This window comes from Pseudobdellovibrionaceae bacterium (genome assembly GCA_023898385.1).
Lineage (GTDB): Bacteria > Bdellovibrionota > Bdellovibrionia > Bdellovibrionales > UBA1609.
This window is the reverse complement of sequence record CP060220.1, coordinates 1,815,051-1,834,788: the sequence shown is the minus strand read 5'-3', so window position 1 is coordinate 1,834,788 and position 19,738 is coordinate 1,815,051. Positions and strand designations below refer to the sequence as shown.

Annotated in this window: 19 protein-coding genes; 7 read left to right on the top strand and 12 right to left on the bottom strand. The window is 46.7% G+C overall.

The annotated features are described in order from the left end of the window. Positions 1 to 337: 337 nt before the first annotated feature. Positions 338 to 883, top strand: coding sequence for a hypothetical protein (locus H6626_08200; GenBank protein USN46205.1), 546 nt, complete (start codon positions 338 to 340; stop codon positions 881 to 883). Positions 884 to 1,054: 171 nt separating this feature from the next. Here the strand turns inward: H6626_08200 and H6626_08195 are convergent, their stop codons facing one another. The 5 genes from H6626_08195 to H6626_08175 form a co-directional block, all read right to left on the bottom strand. Beyond that, entirely contained in the window at positions 1,055 to 2,242 is a 1,188-nt protein-coding gene (locus H6626_08195; protein ID USN46204.1) for a hypothetical protein, read from the bottom strand. A gap of 14 nt (positions 2,243 to 2,256) precedes the next feature. After that, positions 2,257 to 4,986, bottom strand: a complete 2,730-nt coding sequence (locus H6626_08190) for a hypothetical protein (GenBank protein ID USN46203.1) — start codon at positions 4,984 to 4,986, stop codon at positions 2,257 to 2,259. 12 nt (positions 4,987 to 4,998) lie between these two features. Further along, a complete protein-coding gene (locus H6626_08185) occupies positions 4,999 to 5,184 on the bottom strand; it encodes a DUF2892 domain-containing protein (protein ID USN46202.1) in 186 nt (61 codons plus the stop codon). 64 nt (positions 5,185 to 5,248) lie between these two features. Beyond that, positions 5,249 to 5,560 (bottom strand): Grx4 family monothiol glutaredoxin, encoded by a 312-nt coding sequence (gene grxD, locus H6626_08180; protein USN46201.1) that lies wholly within the window; start codon positions 5,558 to 5,560, stop codon positions 5,249 to 5,251. Positions 5,561 to 5,579: 19 nt separating this feature from the next. Beyond that, complete coding sequence (locus tag H6626_08175; GenBank protein USN46200.1) at positions 5,580 to 5,807, bottom strand: BolA/IbaG family iron-sulfur metabolism protein; 228 nt, start codon at positions 5,805 to 5,807, stop codon at positions 5,580 to 5,582. Between the two features lie 92 nt (positions 5,808 to 5,899). Here H6626_08175 and H6626_08170 point away from each other — a divergent pair, with 92 nt between their 5' ends. The 4 genes from H6626_08170 (at position 5,900) to H6626_08155 (ending at position 11,765) form a co-directional block, all read left to right on the top strand. Further along, on the top strand, positions 5,900 to 6,199 hold the full coding sequence (locus H6626_08170) for an HNH endonuclease (GenBank protein ID USN46199.1): 300 nt from the start codon (positions 5,900 to 5,902) through the stop codon (positions 6,197 to 6,199). Between the two features lie 127 nt (positions 6,200 to 6,326). Then, complete coding sequence (locus H6626_08165) at positions 6,327 to 8,204, top strand: DNA topoisomerase VI subunit B (protein USN46198.1); 1,878 nt, start codon at positions 6,327 to 6,329, stop codon at positions 8,202 to 8,204. Between the two features lie 11 nt (positions 8,205 to 8,215). Then, complete coding sequence (locus tag H6626_08160; protein USN46197.1) at positions 8,216 to 9,382, top strand: DNA topoisomerase VI; 1,167 nt, start codon at positions 8,216 to 8,218, stop codon at positions 9,380 to 9,382. Between the two features lie 121 nt (positions 9,383 to 9,503). Next, positions 9,504 to 11,765: an aconitate hydratase gene (locus H6626_08155; GenBank protein ID USN46196.1), complete on the top strand. Its 2,262-nt coding sequence runs from the start codon at positions 9,504 to 9,506 to the stop codon at positions 11,763 to 11,765. Between the two features lie 63 nt (positions 11,766 to 11,828). Here H6626_08155 and H6626_08150 read toward each other — a convergent pair whose 3' ends face one another. After that, a complete protein-coding gene (locus H6626_08150; GenBank protein ID USN46195.1) occupies positions 11,829 to 12,923 on the bottom strand; it encodes a helix-turn-helix transcriptional regulator in 1,095 nt (364 codons plus the stop codon). A 214-nt stretch (positions 12,924 to 13,137) separates the two neighbouring features. Between H6626_08150 and H6626_08145 the strand changes: the two genes are divergently transcribed. Then, entirely contained in the window at positions 13,138 to 14,268 is a 1,131-nt protein-coding gene (locus H6626_08145) for a hypothetical protein (protein USN46194.1), read from the top strand. On the opposite strand, the gene H6626_08140 is transcribed toward H6626_08145, so the two are convergent. From H6626_08140 to H6626_08115, 6 genes are read right to left on the bottom strand one after another with little or no spacing between them, the layout of a single operon-like run. Then, positions 14,247 to 14,777: a GyrI-like domain-containing protein gene (locus H6626_08140; protein USN46193.1), complete on the bottom strand. Its 531-nt coding sequence runs from the start codon at positions 14,775 to 14,777 to the stop codon at positions 14,247 to 14,249. The genes H6626_08145 and H6626_08140 overlap by 22 nt on opposite strands. Beyond that, positions 14,778 to 15,374, bottom strand: coding sequence for a hypothetical protein (locus H6626_08135; GenBank protein USN46192.1), 597 nt, complete (start codon positions 15,372 to 15,374; stop codon positions 14,778 to 14,780). A 1-nt stretch (position 15,375) separates the two neighbouring features. Then, positions 15,376 to 15,936, bottom strand: a complete 561-nt coding sequence (locus H6626_08130) for a thioredoxin family protein (GenBank protein USN46191.1) — start codon at positions 15,934 to 15,936, stop codon at positions 15,376 to 15,378. A 12-nt stretch (positions 15,937 to 15,948) separates the two neighbouring features. Continuing rightward, the gene (locus H6626_08125; GenBank protein ID USN46190.1) at positions 15,949 to 16,671 is read right to left on the bottom strand and encodes a biotin synthetase; all 723 of its coding nucleotides are present in this window, start codon (positions 16,669 to 16,671) and stop codon (positions 15,949 to 15,951) included. After that, the gene (gene nadC / locus H6626_08120; GenBank protein ID USN46189.1) at positions 16,664 to 17,518 is read right to left on the bottom strand and encodes a carboxylating nicotinate-nucleotide diphosphorylase; all 855 of its coding nucleotides are present in this window, start codon (positions 17,516 to 17,518) and stop codon (positions 16,664 to 16,666) included. The genes H6626_08125 and nadC overlap by 8 nt, the downstream gene beginning before the upstream one ends. Continuing rightward, positions 17,515 to 18,573: a response regulator gene (locus H6626_08115; protein ID USN46188.1), complete on the bottom strand. Its 1,059-nt coding sequence runs from the start codon at positions 18,571 to 18,573 to the stop codon at positions 17,515 to 17,517. The genes nadC and H6626_08115 overlap by 4 nt, the downstream gene beginning before the upstream one ends. A gap of 65 nt (positions 18,574 to 18,638) precedes the next feature. Between H6626_08115 and lptG the strand changes: the two genes are divergently transcribed. Beyond that, positions 18,639 to 19,718: an LPS export ABC transporter permease LptG gene (lptG, locus tag H6626_08110; protein USN46187.1), complete on the top strand. Its 1,080-nt coding sequence runs from the start codon at positions 18,639 to 18,641 to the stop codon at positions 19,716 to 19,718. Positions 19,719 to 19,738 lie beyond the last annotated feature (20 nt).

The following is a 19,738-nucleotide window of genomic DNA, read 5'->3' as shown; positions in this document are numbered from 1 at the left end:
TTCAATAGGCTAGACTTTAAGAGTGGAGATCTGAGATCCAATTCGATGGCGCTTATTTCGATAAAGTGCCGTTACGTATCGAAATTTTTTGGTTTTAGGGAGAAGTTTATTTTTTGAGTTGGCGGAGTCGAATCTCTGTTGCCTTATTGATTGATAGCCATTTTCCGCAAATCAATTTTCTCCACTTCAAGACAGGATTTCCGAGGTTTCGGACGGCCAGGGTCTCAGAACGAAATCATGAGGGTTTGAGCCTTAGGCCTCCTGGTCCTTTGTTTGCTTATACACCCACTGCGAACGGTGAACTATTTAAGCGATGTTAACGCAAATGGAGTATTTTATGAAAACAGTGACCAAAATTTTTACTTTTTTCGTGGCGATTTTTTTAATTCTGCCCGCTCAAGCTCAAGAGATTGAATTGAGCAACGGAGCCAGTGTTTGTCTGGAGGATGTCAGCAACATGGGGCTGTCGTCGAGAGATGCAGCTCGTTTCAGCGAAGACCTGGCCTATTATGAATTTGTGCCCGGCAGTCTTTATCTCATACCGGTGAAGATTCGTTGTGAAAATTACGAAGCTCTGGGAGGCGGTCTAGAAGCCATATCTATTACTTTTGAAACGGCCGCCGTCTTAAGCCTGGCCTGCACAGGAGGCGTAGGTGTACAGGCCGCCGTCACCTTTGGCACAATTGGTGTGGTGCTTCGCGTGGCGAAATTTGCAGTGTCTAATATCCCGTGCGATAGTGATGAAAACTACCGAGTGGAGCAACAAATCAAAAGCACACTGTGCGAGCTGGCTGGGCGGACAGGAAATACCTGTGACATTAAGAAAATTAAAATAAACTATAAAGATGATGGCCCCTATACACCCATTCCAAAAGCCATTTAGGAGATTTTATGAAACCATCAAATACACAAAGACCCTTTTCAAAGCCGGTAACCATCGCATTGGTTATATTGCTAGTCAGTTGCTGGGTCGCTTCGATGTATTTTATCTTCCTAGCGTAATATTATTAGGGCGGCCTTAATCAGGGCGGGATGACATTATGGTCCCGCCCATTCAGGTTGTTGCCCCACCAAGATGGGCCATGTCCAAAACAGCCTCGACGATCTTGGCCGATCCCCAACTGAATGGAGACTCTGATTGATAAGCCCACGAAGAAAACGGCGTCAAATCTTTGTTGGGTTGGTAGATTTCTCCAATAGCGCCATCGCGCTCAGCCAGCGACTGTAACCGGTTCAACAGCCGTTTTGATTCGATGAAGTCGTCACAAAGATGCGCCACCTTTGCCGATAGAGCCATCAGCCACGACCAATAAAGGCGATCGTGGTAGTGGTTCAGTCCGACGGATTGCACCGTCCAACTATGCCAATGACCTGGGTAATCGCGATCGGTCACATATCCCGGCTGGCCATGCGTTTGCCACAATGAGTGGCTCTTTAGTCTTTCATAGAGCGTGGTTTTTTCTTCGCTTTCCACCAGCCCCCACTCAATGGCCCATAAGTTGCCGTCTAAACCTATGTGGGGAAGCTGCTCATGCGTGCGAAAAAGGCCTGAGTGGGTGTCAAAAAATTTGCGATAGAGGCGAGCTCGAAATCCCTCGGCATCAAATTCAAAATCAAGTAGAGGACTTACGCGAGACACTACAACATAATAAAGAAGGTTCACTATGAAACTTCGACCAGAGCGATCCACACTGTCCTGCCAATCAGCAAATCGACTTTGGTAAATAAGGCCGTCTGAAAAATAGGGGGCATAGAAGTGAAGAATTTTTTTTAGCGTTTTCGCGCGGATTTTAAATAAATCCAAATTCGAATCATACTCTTTTAATTGTAGCAAAGACATCAACACAAAAAGGTTTGAGTCAATGGCCACTGTGTTGTGCTCTCCTAAATATTCGGGGGCCAAGTTGTCTGAAACCGAGAACTTGGGCCAAGAGAGCTGCAGTTTTTGCCGAAGTAATGCGGCAGGAACTCGAAAGCGCGTATCCAGGCTATCAATCACTCGGGGCACTAAGCCGTCTTTTTCGCGAGTGTGATCGAGGAGCCAGTTTAGGTGATGGGCGGCCACATTTTTGTGCCCGAGCTTGAGGAGGGCAGGAACTGACAGACAAAAATCTCGCGTCCAAAACCCTCGAAAATGATTGCTGCCAGCACTGAGAAAACTACCGTTGCCCACTTTTACAATGTTGGCTTCCAGACCCGCTTTTGCAATTTCAAAAAGTTTGTGGTGCGGGGACGGGCTCAAGATCACACATCTTTCTACTGGAACATTAACTGAAGGTTTTCTCTAAGAATCTTAATCTGCAGAGACATGGGAATGCTAGGGCCTTTTTTGTTTGAATTCAATTTGATCGGCGGAATGTCCTTATCACTTGGCGGCAGTGATTGTGGGGTAAACGAAGCAGAAACCACAGGAGGCTGAGTCTGTGACCACAACATTCCAGGGTGGCTGAATGATTTCAACGCGGCTAGTTTTTTAGACACATTTTCATTTTCATCTGAAAACGCCAACATGATTGAAAACTTCTGATGATAGCCATTGAACGTGGGGGCCGAAGAAGCGTACTGTTGGCCGGTGACAAACGCGGCTTCATAGCCGTACCCTTTTTCCCAAGTGGGCTGTTTGTATTGGGGACCATACAGGGTACCAAATGGACCCAGGGTGATGGATAGAGGTGGCGCATCGCTTGAGGAGCGTTGTTGAAGAGGCATAAATGCAAAATTTGCCGACACATCTTCGGCGTGGGCGACATAGATATTTTGATTCGAGAGGCCCACTCCCGCATACCCATTTGTGATGTGGTTATTTACATTGGCCAAGTTTAGATTGTCGGGATGATGTTGGTGATAATCCAGTTGATATTCGCCCTGATGATTCATGTAGTTGTTTTTAAAAACAGAAAATGGTTTTGAGATGTCAGTCTTGGCAGACCAAAGCAAAGGTAAGGGCAGGACCTCTTGCCATTTCAGGTCCACCCAACGAGCCAGAGTGGGTGAGTGAGGTTTTATCAAATCGTGTTTATGGGTAGTTGGCCAGGTAATAGACCCTGAAACAAATAAGTGCGGCTCATTTTCATAAACACTCAAAATATAATCGAACTGACCCATTGATTTTTCGAGGGAGTTCTCACCCAGAGTGATTTGGCCTTTAATATTGATTGAGGCTACGCTATGGCTGCCATCCTTCAAGCCTAAAACCTCAACATTCTGGGCTCGCACCCATTGATCATTGTAGCGCATTTTGGGAAGAAGGCTTCCGGAACTCAAAACGGATTTATTTCTGTAGTCCACCTGGGGCAATTGACCGCTTTCATCAAAGTTTACGGTGACATATTTATTTTTGAGTAGTCCAGCCGACGCGACCACCCCTTTTGGAACGGTGCTCTCTCGGCGGTTTCCATAAAGAAAGTATGCTCCGGGGGGCAGATCGTTTTTGATCAGGAGTTTTATTTTTTTATCTGGCTCCGGGAGGGCTGCGACCTCGTATTGGCGGCCTTTTGGCGTTTTTAAAACGTAGCTTTCGTATTGCTCGTTGCCCTCAGCCAGAGGGAGGCTCAAAAAACGGCCATTTTGTTTTGTATCAAGGTAGACTGTATCTAAGTAAGTGATGCCAGGGGGAGGAAGAGCTTGTTGTTGAACTTTACCCATTTTCTTTTTTCGTGAAGGATAAAGAAATTGCAGAATCAATTTATCATTCTCTGCTAGTTTTTCGAGTAAATCCATGACAACAATTTCTCGGGGTTTGGCTAAAAACGGCGTGGACATGCCAAAATGAGTGGTTGAAAGTAAACGGGTGCGAAATTTCTCACTTTCATCAAGGAGAGACTGAAGTGGTGGCGAGGGAGGGCCAGAAGCTGAATTTTTAGCTGTAGCTGCTATTTTGCGACTTCGAAGAATATCTGTCCAAATATTTGTTGTGTAAGATTTTTCAGCCCATGAGTTAAAGCCGTTAAAACTTCCATCTGCCAGATCTTGATGGATCTCAAGGCTTGATTGAGCGGAGTGGCTTTTAAGATATTCATAAGGCGTGGTGAATTGAACATAGGGCCGCTTGGCCACTGAGCGAACGAGTTGCTCCAGGCCTCCGGTGTTAGGTAGCCATTTTAAATAAAACGGCAGCTTGTAACCGTACCAATACTCATCGTCAGCATCAAAGTTTACAAAGACAAGAGCATCTGTACCAAGTGCCCCTGCAATTTGTTGTTGGTGTAATTTTTTGGTCCAGTGAGCCAGGCTTACATTTTCGATGAGGTCTCCCACATTATATGTGGGAATTAGTGTGAGGGCATTTTTGTTTGAGCCCTCAGTCAGGCGCAGGGGATTGTGAGCTTCCTGCAAGGTGAGAGGTCTCGTAAAAAGCCTAAAGCTGTCAAATGTGATCGCGCTGTAGTAAAGAGAAATGGCCTGCATCCCTAGCTTTTTGTAGGCAGAAAACTGGCCCGTGGAGGTCATCATTTCTTGCGGTCTCACAATAGGTCGGACCGTCTTAAATACATCTTTGAGGCCACTTTTTTTGTCGTTACTGAGGGCCATCTTAATAGAGGACTCGAGCTCATCGGCCGTCATTGCGGCCGCCAGTCCGTTGTTATAAGACATCACGATCACTTCATCTTTACCAGCCTCGACACGGGCCTTGATGCGATCAATGATATCAGGGGCATGTTGGGGAAGAATTTCTTCTAGGGAAAACTGGTTGTCCATATCCCACGTGGCTCGCACGGGTATGCCCTCGTTGTTGAGTTGATCGAGTACATCCAAGGTGTGGCGGATGATTCGAAGGTCTTTACCAAAGCCATCCTCATCAGCCGTATCGCCCCGAAAAGAGTGGTACAAGTTGATGTGAAAACCCAAGGCCACGTGCACTTTTTGGCTAGTGGTGGTTACTTTCGGTTCTATGCGTGAACTAAAAATTGTGTAAGCTAATGCAACTAGAACCGAAAATAAAACAATTGAGAATAAGATGACCGAATTGCGAATGACTGATTTCACCGAGCTATTGTCCTACATGGCCTTTTTGCGGCGGTTTCGAATCAGCCAATAAAAGGGGCTTACACCCCAAGCTGCGGTGGCTTGAAAGTATATGCCAAGGTAGGCCCATGCGGGGCCACCAGCAATCGCATAGGCTAAAAGAAGAGTTCCAAAGGTGAGTCGTGCCAGGCGGTCCCAAAGGGCGATGTTTTTTTGCATGAACAATATCTAACAGCAACTCGGTGATGTCATCAACCAGCAACTTTGTGCAAAGAAGGCGTGATCAACTATTGAGACTGTCTTTCAGCTCGCCAGTTTCAAACATTTCGAGCATGATATCGCTTCCGCCCAGCAGTTCTCCATTTACATAGAGTTGGGGGATAGTTGGCCAGTTGCCGTACTCTTTAATTCCGTGGCGAATGGATTCATCCTCTAGGACATTGAAAGATCCAAAATTCGTTTCAAGTTCGCGTAAAATCGCCACAGCCCGGGCCGAGAAACCACACTGAGGGAAGCTGGGCGTGCCCTTCATAAACAAAAACACCTTTTCACTTTTTACCATGTCATCAATGCGTTTTTTTAAATCTGCATCCATTTATATCTCCTGCCAGCTTCTATTTATTTAAAGTTTTTACGCTCAGGGCGTGCAAGGCGCCACTTTTAAGCTCGTCGTCAAATACGGCCATCACCGCTTGGTGCTGCTTTATCCGCGAAAGGCATTCAAATTGCGGGGCGGCAATCCGTACCTCCATATGGTACTGATCCCCCGTGGTATCAATAACCACCACATCACTGCCGGGAAAGGCTTGTCTTAAACGGTCTTCCATTTCGATGATTGTCATGGCGGGGAACTAACATGGGAAATCGTCCATTTCCAGCTTATATCGCGCATTATCAGGTGGAATTTCTTAACGTTGCGTGTTATTGAGGTCGCATGACGTCTGAATACTACATTCCCGCAGATCCTCAACACAAGGGTCGGCAGCGGGCCAAAGCTCGCGAGCTAAAACGCTCTCAATGGTGGAAGCAAAAGTTGGCCGATGGAATTTGCCACCACTGTGGGCAACGGTTTGCGCCGGAAGACCTGACCATGGATCACCTTGTGCCTGTGGGGCGCGGAGGCCGAAGCACCAAGGGCAATGTGGTTGTCAGCTGCAAGTCTTGCAATACCCAAAAGGCCCATTTGACGCCGGCCGAGATACAACTTGCCGACCTAGGGCTTGGAAATTCTTAATTTATTCTGCTACACTTTGATTTTTCAAACAACTATTGAAGTTTAGGTGTGCGGTTAACATACCGATACCATTGAGGTATTTTAATCGTCGGGCCAGCTTTGGTTTTCATCAAGGATAGCAGACGCTGTGGCAACCATTACCAAAAGTAGTACGGCAGAGTATTTCGCAAAAAACCTACAACAAGTGGGGTTTTCATCCCCGATCAAGGCTGTTTTAACCACATTGAAAGAGGCTGTGGATAATTCTTTGGATGCCTGTGAAGAGGCTGGGATTGCTCCTGAAATTTTGGTTTCTGTGAAAAAGGTCGGTAAGGGCTCATCAAGAAGCACCGACTTGGTGGAAGTGGTGGTTCAGGACAACGGGCCTGGAATTGATCAATCGGACATACCACAGGTGTTCGGGCAATATCTCGCTTCGTCAAAATTTGGTCGAGGACAGTGTTCCCGTGGGCAACAAGGAATAGGGATTTCAGCGGCCACCACATGGGCCCAGCTGACCAACGCTTCAGGTGTGAAAGTGTTGTCTAAAACAAAAAAAATGCGGAAGGCTTTAAGCACCATTGTCGACGTTGATATCAAAGGCAACAAAGGCTTACTTAAAGATAAAAATCTGGTGGATTGGGATATCAATCACGGTACCCGCGTGGAGTTTAGAATCGACGGCCGAGTTCAGCTTAAGGGCGATGGTGGTTTGTTGACTTATTTAGAGGGAACCACGCTAGTTAATCCGCACCTCACACTAAAATATGAACTTCTCGACAACGAGCCCGTGGTGGTGAGTCGGGTGACAGAAGATGTGCCGAAAGTTCCAGCGCCCACGTTGCCACACCCCCATACAATGAAGCTTGGAGAATTTATGACCCATGCCCATTTGTATGGAAATATGACCTTAGAGAAATTCTTGAAAAAAGGTTTTTCGCGGGTGACTGAGGCCACGATCAAAGAATTCACCCAACATGGGTTGCCAAAGGGTTTTTTGAGCAAGACGTTGACGAAAACCTCAGAGGCCGAATTCAAAAAAGTATTTCAAGCTATTCAAGATACAAATCTGGCTAACCCGAGCACTCGATCCGTATTGACGGTGGGTGAAGAGGGGTTATCAAAAAGCATTCAGCGCCTCGGAGAAATTGATTTTTTTAGCGTGGTGACAAGAAAGCCGCGAATTTGTGATTTTAAACCGGTGGTTGTTGAAGTGGCCATTGCCAGGTTTCTGGATCGTCCGGCTTCTGCCAACGATGAACCTGTGCAGCTGCTGCGGTTTGCCAACCGGGTGCCCTTACAATTTGATAAAGGGGCATGTGCCATCACAAAGGCGGTAGAATCGGTAAATTGGCGCTCTTATGGTTTATCACAACCCAAAGGTAGTTTGCCGCAAGGGCCGTATGTTTTTGCTGTGAGTATGACTTCGCCCTTTATTAAATTTAAAAATGCGTCAAAAGAAACCATCGATGCCAGTGATGAACTTGTGGAAGAAATTCGACTGGCGCTGATGCGTGCTGGCCAAAAACTCTCACGCCATATCAAGCGCGAGCACAAAGCGGCCGACCTTGAGAGAAAAATGCAACACATTGAAAAGTTCGGCCCCATTCTTGTTGAGGGGTTGGCAAGCATTGTGGGTGCGCCAGAGAAGCGAAAGCAAAAAGCCATAGAAGGACTTGAGAAACTATTGGGTCGAGACACGCAAGTGGCCGAGGCTGAACTTGAAGAGGCAGAAAGTCGTTTGGCTGTATTAAAGGCCAAGCAACGGCGGCGATTGGGATCGGGCTTGGAAGATTCAGATTCTGACGATAATTCTGATGATGACTCAAGAGATTTCGAATTGGATGAAGAGTCAGAGTCGCAACCGCGAACCACTAAAAAAACGACCAGTAAAAAAGCCGTTTCAAAAAAAGCAGCTAGCAAAAAACTATCTAAAACGACCACAAAGACTGTAGCAAAGAAGAAGGGGCCGGCGGCCAAGGGCAAAACCACTTCAAAGAAAAAGACAGTTCGAAATAAAAAATAAGGATCGAAGCCATGGCGCGAGTGAATCGCTTACGAGAATCGTCTAAAGATATTCCTAAAATTGCAAAGAACCTATGCGATGGCATGCTTCGAGATTTGGAGCAGGCAAAAAGACCGCGAATTGAGGCCGTGAAAGCCAGCCTCGACAACGCCTTGTATGATCCAAAGGTGGGATATCTCACACCTGGTGATAAAAAGGTGGGGACCGAGTTAAATGTTTCCAGTGTTCAGAAATTAGCGCGAACTGTATTTATGCTAGAGCTTTTACTGGGTAATGTTCAATCCGGTGGCGTGAATACCAAGCGTGAGCTTTACTATATGGCCAAAGGTATGGTGAAGGGGAATAAAGACATAAAGCCCCTTGATTTCGACACGCAAGAGGAAAGTGACTCTGTAATTTCGTTTATTTGTGACATGCTTGAGGTTTATCGCGAAGAACTAAATTGTTTTGCAAACGATCGCGGTGGCCAAACTTACTCAAAAAACTTGGTGGTGACTGAAACTCTGCCCGATGGCACAACTGCGGTGGTCGATTTAAGTACTTTGGGAACCACACCTTTTCAACCTAAAAATAAGCCCCAGGTTTTCAAGCTTAAGCCAAGAAAGGGAAAAATTGATTTTTGTTTGATTGTAGAATCAGAGGGCACAACAAATACATTGGTTTCAAACGGTTTTACGAAGCGAAATAATTGCATCATTATTGGTGCTCAAGGTGTTCCCTCAAATGCCGTGCGCGGCTGGTGTCACACCATTCAAACCCAACTGGGTGTTCCCATGTATTTTTACGGAGATCTGGATGCGTACACGCTGCAAAATATTTATCGAACCTTGAAGGCGGGTTCAGCGGCCAGTCTGATTAGAAATGCGGAGTTTTCGGCGCCCGACGTGAAGTTTTTAGGAGTGTTGCCGGAGGACGTCAAAAAATATGACCTCGACTATTATGAAGTGGGGGAACGGGATGCCTCTGAAGCTCGGTCATTGAAGAAGGCCAAAGATGCTCTTAAAAATGATCCGTTTTTTCAGGACAAGCGAAACAAAAAGTTGGCTGACATTCTACGTTGGCTGGTTAAAGAAAAGGTTCGTTGCGAACAGCAGTCGATTTTTTCAGTGAACCCCAAGGATCCGACCATGCCTGAGAAGATCATCGTAGATAAAATCAGGTCGAAATCTTACGTGTAACTCGCAGTCTCATTAATACTTATTTATGCAATGCATTCATCAGTGGGTAGCTGGTGTCTTTATGTATTTCTTTGGATTATAGTTTGAGCGGCAACGTTCACATGAAAAAGGAGCATGTTTCATGGCAACCATCGAAACCACAGCGGCAATGGTTAAAAACGTCTACTCAACCTCGCGGGATCGATTGAAGATCGTTCGCGAACGATTGGGTCGGCCGCTGACACTGGCGGAAAAAGTACTCTATGGACATCTGGACGACCCAAAGGGGCAAGACCTCACCCGTGGCGAAAGCTTTTTACTGTTAAGACCAGATCGAGTGGCTATGCAAGATGCCACTGCCCAAATGGCCTTGTTACAATTTATGTTGTCTGGTCGAGAAGAATCGGCTGTGCCGGCGACGGTTCATTGTGATCATTTGATTCGCGCTCACGAGGGAATGACAGACGATATGAAAGTGGCCATGCAAGAAAACAAAGAAGTCTTTGATTTTCTTTCATCGGTTTCTAGTCGCTATCACATTGGGTTTTGGAGGCCTGGTGCTGGTATTATTCATCAAGTGGTTTTAGAAAATTACGCTTTTCCGGGTGGCTTAATGATCGGGACAGACTCTCATACTCCCAACGCAGGTGGTTTAGGCATGGTGGCTGTGGGAGTGGGGGGCGCCGATGCTTCTGATGTGATGGCGGGCCTTCCTTGGGAAGTGAAGAATCCAAAAGTGGTGGGAGTGCATTTAAAAGGCAAGATGTCGGGCTGGACATCGGCTAAGGATGTTATTCTTAAATTGTTAGGAATAATGACCGTAAAAGGTGGAACTAACAAAATAGTAGAATATTTCGGTGAAGGATGTGAGTCGATCAGCTGCACGGGCAAAGGCACAATAACCAATATGGGTGCTGAGTTGGGTGCCACTTGCTCCATTTTTCCGTTTGATTCAAGAATGGCAGACTACTTGAAAGTCACAAGCCGTGGTGATTTAGCCGAGCTTGCCCGCGAGAATCAAGACCTGGTCACAGCTGATGCCGAAGTGTTGGCCAATCCGTCAAAGTACTATGATGAAGTGATTGAAATAGATCTGTCCACGCTGGAGCCCCACATAGTTGGCCCTCACTCTCCTGATGCCGCTCGCCCACTGAGTGCAATGAAAAAGGCTGCTGCCGATAACAGCTGGCCAACAAATTTATCTGCGGCGTTGATTGGCTCGTGCACAAACTCTTCCTACGAAGATATTGGCCGCGCCACTCATGTAGCAAAGCAGGCACTTGATGCGGGCATTTCTATGGCGCATCCTTTTTTGGTTTCACCGGGGTCTTCGCAAATCAAGAAAACTATTGAACGAGACAGCCAAATGCAAACGCTCAACGAAGTGGGGGCGACTGTATTGGCCAATGCCTGCGGACCATGTATTGGTCAATGGCAGCGAGACGATGTTAAAAAAGGCGAGCCGAACTCAATTGTGAGTAGCTTTAATCGTAATTTTCGAGGCCGCAATGATGCAAATCCGGAGACCTTGTCGTTTATTGCAAGCCCTGAAATTGTGATGGCCCTGGGGTTGTCCGGAAAACTTGATTTTGACCCACAAACGGATGAGTTAAAGGGTAAAAATGGACAGTCCATAAAGCTTTCGGCACCAGAAGCACCGGAGTTACCCGAAAAGGGTTTTGTGTCTGATCCGGAAGCCTATCAGGCACCGAGAGGGTCTGGCGTAGAAGTGCAGGTGGCACCCACGTCAGATCGCCTGCAATTGCTCGATCCCTTCTCGGCGTGGAATGGCAAAGATTGTGAAGAGGCATTGGTTCTTTGTAAAGCTCGCGGTAAGTGTACGACCGACCATATCAGTCCGGCAGGGCGGTGGTTGAAATACCGCGGTCATCTCGATAACATTTCAAACAATTTGTTATTGGGTGCGACTAATTTTTTCACTGACGAAATCGGTAAGGGTAGGAATATTCTCACTGGTGAGACTGGCCTAGAATTTCAGGCCATAGCTCGTGATTACAAGTCAAAGAATCAACCTTGGGTGATTATTGGCGACGAGAACTACGGTGAGGGCTCAAGTCGCGAACACGCGGCCATGACGCCCCGGTTTCTTGGTGGCGTGGCTGTTATTGCTAAGAGTTTTGCCCGAATTCACGAAACAAATTTAAAAAAGCAAGGGATGTTGGCTTTCACTTTTGTGAACCCATCTGATTACGATAAAGTTCAACAGACAGATCGAATTGATATCAAGGGACTTAAAGAATTTAGTCCGGGTAAAAATTTAACAGCGTTGCTGAAACATGCCGATGGGTCTGTGGATGAAGTGCCTTTGGCTCACACTTTTAACGGTGAACAGATTAAGTGGTTTCAGGCGGGTTCGGCGTTAAACCTGTTGCGAAAACATTAGTTTATTAAACGTTGCCTTACCTATGGCCGTCTTAACAAGGGGGCTAAAGCGTTTGGCCACACTCTATTTCGGCAACAGTTTATCATTGGAGTAGCTATCAAGCACCCCCTCGGCCAAATCTGGGTCGATGAGTGTTGATGCGAAGCTGTGCAATACAATTATTTGTACATTGTTTTTAGGGCCGATGTCATTTTGGATGACTTCAGTGGCTCTGTTATGAAAGTGCATAATTAGGTCATTAATTTTGTCTGCCGCTTCTTTTGACAGGGCGTTCACTCGAACGGAGGATCTTGAAGCATTTAAAGATTCATATCTTTGAAGCGGCCCCAGGGAGAGCGGATAGCCGTGGCCAGCTAAAAGAGTGGAGTACTTGTTGAAGCGCCGCAAGTTTTGGTGGCGTAAATTTGAAAAACTAAAATCAAATGGGCAGGGTAAAAATTTTCGTCCGTCAAAGAGGACAAGTCCCAAAGAGGTCAATTCTTGAAGGGCGCGGCGCAAGGATTTCACGGGCATGAGCGCGTGTTTGCCGAGAATTTCGTCGCTGTGATCAGTAAGGTCCACGTACTCTTTCACCTTCAGTGCGGTATTCACGTAAATATATGTGGGATTATCGGAGACGGCTTGCATGGTCTTTAAAAAATGATGATATCGGCCTTGAATGGATCGAAGCTGCTCGCCGTCCACAAAAGCCATTAGCCAAGCAAAAAGCGAAGAGGGGTAAGTGTCTAAAATGGCCAACACATCAGATAGATGAATCTGTATTTTTCCTAGGCGCCATTTATTGAGTTTTGTTCGAATGGTTGTGTTGTTTAAATCAATCAAGCCATAGCTATCTAAAAGAGTATCAGCCAGCCGTTCCAGGTGGATATGAGACGGAGGCTTTCCAAAAAATTGGGCGGTGGAGAGTCGTAGCGGAACTTCTAGAGTGCTGCACAGTTGGACAAAATCACTCCACTTTATTTTTGTGGCGCCACTTTCCCATTTTCCCACCTGGTTAAATGTGTAGCCAAGCAGGTCGCTGAGGCTTCGCTGTGTGATAGGGCCGCGCAAATAGGAAATCATCTCCTGCGCTAATAAATCATAATCGATGGATGATTTTGCGCGAGAATGAAGAGAGTCAATGGGTGCCCCGACAAAGGATGAGGTTTCGCTGTCCATCAGTCCTCCTTTTGTTTCTAGTTTCGCACACGGGGTGGCTTTCAATGGCAACAGATATGCCTATAAAAATCAATGCCTCTTATTCTTGAAAGGCAAAAGGTATCGCCAAAAGGTATCGGATTCCCTTTGGTAGCGTCACTTGCGTGACGCACACGCGCTACCAAAGGGAATCCGATACCTTTTGGCGATACCTTTTGGGGATTTTGGAGGGGACATGGGTCAAATCATCGAGTTAGAGAACAGATTGAAGCATTGGTTAGAGCATGCGAAATGGGCCGCGTCCGGTGGAAATGCCCAGCCGTGGAAGGTGGAGTGCGATTTTGAAGGAGAGAGATTGGTACTCTCTCTCAGTATCGGGGAGGACTACTCAAGCGAGCGGGTGTCTCCCATGGATGTGGACGGGATAGCTTCGGTGATGGCGCTGGGTGGACTTGCCTTCAATTTAGAAATCATGGCAAACCACGATGGATACGCATGGACCACTACCCAGTTTGAGATTGGTACCGCACTTTGGAATGGGAAGGTGATATTGACATTTGAGCCCCAAAACAATGTCACCTCAAGCTACAAAGTAGAGGATGTTTACCTCCGCCGTACTAATCGTGAAGCCTATAAAAATGATCCACTTCCAGAACTCACCTGCCGAAAACTAGTCACCTTGGCCTCCGAAAGAAACAACGGCATTAAATTTGTTGATGCCACTTCACATCGTGACGAGTTGATCAAATCGTCCATTGGTTTAGAGAGAGTCCGGTGGCAGAGTTCTCATCTACTAGACTCGCTGCTTGATGAGATCGATTTCACAGAGTCATCTCCGTTTGGCATACCGGCCGATCAGTTGGGCGTGAAGGCTGCAGATCAGTCTATGATTAAGATGATGAAAAGCGTACCGCCCATGAGGTTTATGTTTAAAGTGGGAGGGCAATACATGGTATCGCAACAGAGTTTTGCAGCACCCCTTAAAAATGCGGGTGGCGTGTTCTTTTTGCAGGCGCCGAATACCGAGTTTTCTACTTGTTTTGATTTTGGATTTGCCTATCAACATATATGGACCGAGCTCAATCGTCAGGGTATCGCCTTTCAGCCAGTGAGTGTGACGTTGGTTGCGCTGGGACTTTTGAAGAAATCCCATTTAACAGGTTCTGAGAGATCTGCCCTGTCTTCTTCGAAAAAGTTTTTTCAAGAAATATTAGCTATGAATATCGAACAGCCCATTATGGGATTTCGTGCAGGCTATCCGACCAAAGGGGCTGATAAAAGTCCACGCCGAGCCATTGATTTCAGCCGTGTAGATGGCATGGCCTCTCTCGCTAAGACATCCACTCACTTGGGCATGGGGAAGTAGTATTCCGTAACCATCGAATGAGGACCTTTGACGGTATAAACCTCGATCACCGGGCCAGTGAATTGAATTCGGTGACTACGTGCCCAGTCTTCAGCTTTTGGATACACCTTAAATGGCCCAATTGACGGCGCCCCTTCGAAGCTGGCTTTTAAGTAGTGACCTGGCAAGATAAAGCGCTGGATCAAGCCCTGTTCTACGGTGGATACCGGCGAACTTAAAATGCAACCGCCATGGCTGCGCAGACGTGACTCATCGGCGGATCTTGGATCATCTAGGTACTCGCCAAATGTTTGCGGGCACGGGATATTATTTTTTGCGGCCCATGCCTCAACAGACTCAATTGTATTTATAATTTTATGATAAGGACCATCGTGAAGTTTATAGATCACGTGAAATCCGTCTGTGTTGACCTCGCTCAAAATTACATCTTTATGTCCGCCCAGATTAAAATACAAAGTCGTAACAAAAACAACTATGCCGCTGAAGACAAAAAATAAAATCCACTTCATCTATTTGCTTTCACGTAGTTTCACGATTCCAGCAATGGCATCTCGTCGAATGAGTCCAAGATTGCTGCTGTCGGTGAGGCCAGGGGGTTCACTAGAAAGAATTATAAATTTGTCTTCAGGAATAGTCCCTTTGAGGGACAGAGCATAGGTTTTTAAGGGCGGGACGGACTGTGATTGAATGAAATAATCCGCTCCGGAGAGACTTTTGATACGTTCGCCGTTGATTTGAATGTACCACTTAGACAAGTCGGCAGAGTCTTGGTTGGCATCAAATGTGTCCCCAGGTAAACCGTAGACTTTTCTGGGGACGGGCTCAATCACTCGTGAAAAACGAAACCAAACTAAATCTTCGCGTTTGATTTCGTTGCAGTCATAAAAGCCAGTCAAAACAGTATATGATCCGCCATTTTCAATGAGGCCTGCCATGTGAGCGTCAAAGGCCACCGCATTAATTGACTTATCAATGCATTCTTCATGACCCACTTCTTTTACATGTTTTTCAATATTCAAAACACTAAGTACAACAAAACCAATGCATCCTAGTCCCGCTGCCAGTAAAACCACAGTGACGATGGTTAAGAATTTATCCCTCAACATTTTAGCCTCCCGTGCCTTTCCATTTAATAGAACAACCCATTGACGGCACTTGATCCTTGGCCGGCAGTTTGTTTTCAACGATGGCCTCAAATGCCATTTTCAATTCTTGTTTGTCTACTTTTAAAGCGTCTTTCCATGAATCGTCCAGTCGACCGCGATAAGCCAGTTTCATGTTCTTATCGTATAGAAAAAAATCAGGTGTGCAAACGGCTCCAAAAGAGCGAGCCACATCTTGTTGCTCATCAACCAAATAGGGAAAGCCATAATTTTTCTCTAGCCACCGCTTTTTTAATTCTTCCGGGGCATCTTCGGGATATTCAGCAGGATCGTTTGAGCAAATGGCCACAACAGCACCGCCGTTATCAGCGATGTGGCGAGCTAGGCGAATGATTCGATCTTCAATGGCTTTCACGTAGGGGCAATGGTTACAAATAAACATCACGAGAAGGGCTGTTGTGCCGGTAAAGTCAGAGAGCTGAAAGCTCTGACCGTCAACACTTGGAAGTGCAAATTCAGGGCATGCTTGTCCAAATTCTGGTGAGGGAGTGTAAGTCAAAGCCATGCAATTCTCCAGCTAAAGGGTCGCCCAGGGTACAATTCCTGAACCCGTTACTAAGTCAGCATGTTCAGAAATATCAATGTATGGCTCAGACAGCAAGGGGTGTTTATTCAGTGCCTCGAGGAGTCGTCGGCGCGGCCCATCCCCAAGGTGGGGGTGCAGGCAATCTTTTTGTGCATCAATGATTTCGTGCTTCAGAGCACTGAGAAACTGGGTCCATTCGAGTTCAGACAATGTGGAGTGAAACTCACCTAGGTGAGTGCTTTCGGGGATCTGTTCAGGATGTGAGGCCACATTGAAGCCGATTCCCACAATGAGGCGGTGAGAGGCGCCCTGACTTTGACTTTCTAGTAATAGGCCCGCCACTTTTTTCGACCCGATGTAGAGGTCATTAGGGGCTTTCAAATTAAAATCAATCTGTGGCCAAGTTTGTTGTGCGGATTGAAACAATCCAAGACCCAAGCGGGGTGCTGAAATGTGCTGGGGAGGCGAGACCATGGCCAGTGACCAGCTACAAAGAAGACTGGCATTTTCTGCCGGAGTCACCCAGGTGTTGTTGTCTCTTCCCCGGCCCGCCGTTTGAAAACCACAAACATAAAGTTTTAAGGGCTCATTGATTCTTAAAAACTCTTGTTTGGCTACATCATTTGTGCTGGTGGTTGTGTTTTCAAACCAGTAAGACGTTTGAGTTTGACTGGCCCAATCCGAAGTCCATTTTGCAATGTTGATTTCACCCATTATTACCAGCCTCACTCCAATCAAACTGCAAACTAAAATCAGCAGTGGGTGCTGAGTGGGTGAGCGCACCTACGCTAATATAGTCAACCCCTGTGGCCGCCACTTCGCTGATTCGATCAAGGGTCATGTTGCCGCTGGCTTCAGTTTTAACTGATGAGGGGACGAACTCTAAGGCCTTTTTGATTTCCTCCGCGCTCATGTTATCTAAGAGCAAACGGTCAACTTTGAGAGCCAGAGATTCTTTCACTTCATCAAGGTTGGTGACTTCAACTTCAATGGGAAGAGCGCTTCGACTGCGAATGCTATTTACTGCTTTTCGTATGCCGCCCATCATCCGGATGTGGTTTTCTTTGATGAGAATGGCATCACTTAAATTCATGCGGTGGTTTTCGCCCCCACCGTGAACCACGGCTTGCTTTTCAAAAATGCGAAGTCCCGGCAATGTTTTTCGGGTGTCCAAAATTTTACAGCGGGTCCCCACTGTTTTGGCAACGAAACAACGAGTGAGGGTGGCCACTCCCGAGAGGTGTCCAATAAAGTTTAAGGCCACGCGTTCGGCCTTGAGAATTTGTACAAGATTTCCACTAAGGGTCCCCACGGTTTGTCCAGATACGACAAATTGACCCTCAGTAAACTGCCATGAAATGTCGGCTTGCGGTTCAAGTTTTCGCATGACTGCTTCAAAAAAAAGCATTCCCGATAGGACTAAATCCTCTTTGGCGATCAGTCGAGCTCGTCCCCATTGCTCGGGCACGCCCAATGAATCGGTGGTTATATCGCCGCTTGGCATATCTTCATCGAGTGCGTGCTCGATGAGTTTTTCTATAGGGGATGTGGTCTTGGTCATAGGCTTTGATCTTGTTCATCAAGCAATTTTTTAAGCTCTCGCTCGATGATTTGTTTAGCGAGATCGGGCACGACTTTCCACACAACAGATTCAATCACATCAGCGGATTGAGCGCGGATAATGGTCTCTATCTCATCCGCTGAAAGGTGGGGGACTTGCGACGCAGGGGCTGGCGGGGCTGTCTCCACGGCATATTCATTTGAGTCTTCACCATCCACATCGTTAGAATAGCTAGTATCAGGGTCAATTGGTGGAGGGGCGGTCGTGCTGACACTGTCTTCGGGGACCACATACTGAAGTTTCATCGCATCAGAGCCCGTTTCGTCATCGTGGTCGAGTTCTAAGCGATAATTGGAAATGGTTTTCTGAACCCAACCGCCCTCATCATCTTCCGGAGAATCAGACAAAATCTCTTGAGGGGAGGGGTCCGCAATAGATGAGGCCTGTGAATGCGTGTCCATTTCGGGGGCCGCTAATTGAACTTGTTGAAAATCGTCCAGATCACTTCCGAGAACATTTGACCGCGTCATAGTGTCTTCGTCGGGAAATGGCGGGGGCGACGTGGCCATTTCAAGGCCTCCAGCGCCGGCACTGGGGGCCGGGGGGGCTGGACGAGCTGCTACTTCACCTTCTTGAAATTCTGGCATCGTTGGAAAGGTCAGAAATTGAGAAATTTTTTGCGTTTTTGTCTTTGGCACAAGTTGCTGGATAAGCTGGCGCAGTTGCCTGGCGTCAAAGGGCTTTTCTAATTGAGCATCGGCATTGGAGGCTTGAAACTTGTCTTGGTCGAGCTCCATAAACCCGCTCCACACAAGCACCACCGGCACATCGCCGAGCTCCCTGTCTGCTTTTAAATCTGAAGACACGTCGTAGCCACCGCGTTTAGGTAGTAAGACATCGGCAAACACAATATCCGGTCTGAATCGATGGGCCACATCGATCACATCAAGGCCTACGTTGACGGTAACCACCTCAACGGCATAGTCCTGAAGAGAAAGTTGGAAAACTTTCTTAATGGTGCTACTTTCATCTGCCAATAAGACGCGCAAAGCCATAATAAAAGTAAACGCTTTTTGTAAAGTCTAGTCAAGGCAGGTTTACTTAAGTACGATAACTGACTGTGTTAACAATTATCGATCGCTATATTGCGCGGTTGTTTCTTGTCTATTTCTTTGTGGGATTGGCAGTTTTTACGACCGTCTACATCACTGTGGATTTCATGTCCAACTTTGTAAATGTGGACGTGTCAGGCTCTACGATTCTTCGCTATTACGCCTACTGGACTCCGGGAATTTTGTATCAGATGGTGCCTGTGGGATGCCTGATGGCCACCTTGTTTACACTATCGAGTTTGAACAGAAACAGCGAGTTAACGGCCTTATTTAGTATTGGTGTGAGCTTGGCCCGGGTGAGCCTTCCCATTTTAACGCTCATAACCGGTGTGTGTGTGGTGAGTTTTTGGTTGAGTGATACGGTGTTGCCGGGGGCCAACCAAAAAAAGAACTTCACTTACTATGTGGAGATCAAGAAAAAACCAGGCATGTATTCAACGGTCAAAACCAATCGGATTTGGTATCGGTCACAGAATGTGCTTTTCAATATTCAGACATTAAAGTCCCAGGAATCGCGGGCCCAAGGTTTGACCATGTATTATTTCGATGGAGCCTGGGATTTAGTGCAAGTCATTAAGGCGAAGAATGTGGAAATCAAAGATCGGGAGTGGATTTTATCAGACGGCGTGGTCACACTGTTTGTACCAGAGTCCAGTTTTCCGCTGACTCAAAGCTTTAGTGCAAAGACAGTCTTGATGAGCGACGATGTCTCGGATCTCACTGCCGCGGCCAATTCGTCAGATGTTCAGAGCCTCGCTCAACTCAGTGCTTTTATAAAAAGAAATAAAGAGGCGGGGCTAGATACCATTCGCTATGAAGTGGACTATTACGCCAAATTTGGTTTTGCCTTTGCCGGTTTGGTCATGTCTTTGCTTGGCATACCATTTAGTGTGGGGAGGCAGCGCTCTGGTGGAAATATGGCCAATATCGGTATCGTAATAGGGCTTGCGGTTTCTTATTGGATTCTCTATAGCTCTTCTATCACCCTGGGGCGGCATGAAATTTTGCCTCCCGTTATGGCTGCATTGGGGCCCAATTTTATAATGGCTGGGGCCGCAGGATTTTTCTTCTATCGGTTGAAAAAATAAAGCGGCGTGTTATAAGCGGA

What these genes read in the sequence shown, in the direction of transcription:
- H6626_08200 (USN46205.1), top strand. Translation starts at nt 338, where the DNA reads ATGAAAACAGTGACCAAAATTTTTACTTTTTTCGTGGCGATTTTTTTA.
- H6626_08185 (USN46202.1), bottom strand. Translation starts at nt 5,184, where the DNA reads ATGCAAAAAAACATCGCCCTTTGGGACCGCCTGGCACGACTCACCTTT.
- grxD (USN46201.1), bottom strand. Translation starts at nt 5,560, where the DNA reads ATGGATGCAGATTTAAAAAAACGCATTGATGACATGGTAAAAAGTGAA.
- H6626_08175 (USN46200.1), bottom strand. Translation starts at nt 5,807, where the DNA reads ATGACAATCATCGAAATGGAAGACCGTTTAAGACAAGCCTTTCCCGGC.
- H6626_08170 (USN46199.1), top strand. Translation starts at nt 5,900, where the DNA reads ATGACGTCTGAATACTACATTCCCGCAGATCCTCAACACAAGGGTCGG.
- H6626_08160 (USN46197.1), top strand. Translation starts at nt 8,216, where the DNA reads ATGGCGCGAGTGAATCGCTTACGAGAATCGTCTAAAGATATTCCTAAA.
- H6626_08155 (USN46196.1), top strand. Translation starts at nt 9,504, where the DNA reads ATGGCAACCATCGAAACCACAGCGGCAATGGTTAAAAACGTCTACTCA.
- H6626_08150 (USN46195.1), bottom strand. Translation starts at nt 12,923, where the DNA reads ATGGACAGCGAAACCTCATCCTTTGTCGGGGCACCCATTGACTCTCTT.
- H6626_08145 (USN46194.1), top strand. Translation starts at nt 13,138, where the DNA reads ATGGGTCAAATCATCGAGTTAGAGAACAGATTGAAGCATTGGTTAGAG.
- H6626_08140 (USN46193.1), bottom strand. Translation starts at nt 14,777, where the DNA reads ATGAAGTGGATTTTATTTTTTGTCTTCAGCGGCATAGTTGTTTTTGTT.
- H6626_08135 (USN46192.1), bottom strand. Translation starts at nt 15,374, where the DNA reads ATGTTGAGGGATAAATTCTTAACCATCGTCACTGTGGTTTTACTGGCA.
- H6626_08130 (USN46191.1), bottom strand. Translation starts at nt 15,936, where the DNA reads ATGGCTTTGACTTACACTCCCTCACCAGAATTTGGACAAGCATGCCCT.
- H6626_08125 (USN46190.1), bottom strand. Translation starts at nt 16,671, where the DNA reads ATGGGTGAAATCAACATTGCAAAATGGACTTCGGATTGGGCCAGTCAA.
- nadC (USN46189.1), bottom strand. Translation starts at nt 17,518, where the DNA reads ATGACCAAGACCACATCCCCTATAGAAAAACTCATCGAGCACGCACTC.
- H6626_08115 (USN46188.1), bottom strand. Translation starts at nt 18,573, where the DNA reads ATGGCTTTGCGCGTCTTATTGGCAGATGAAAGTAGCACCATTAAGAAA.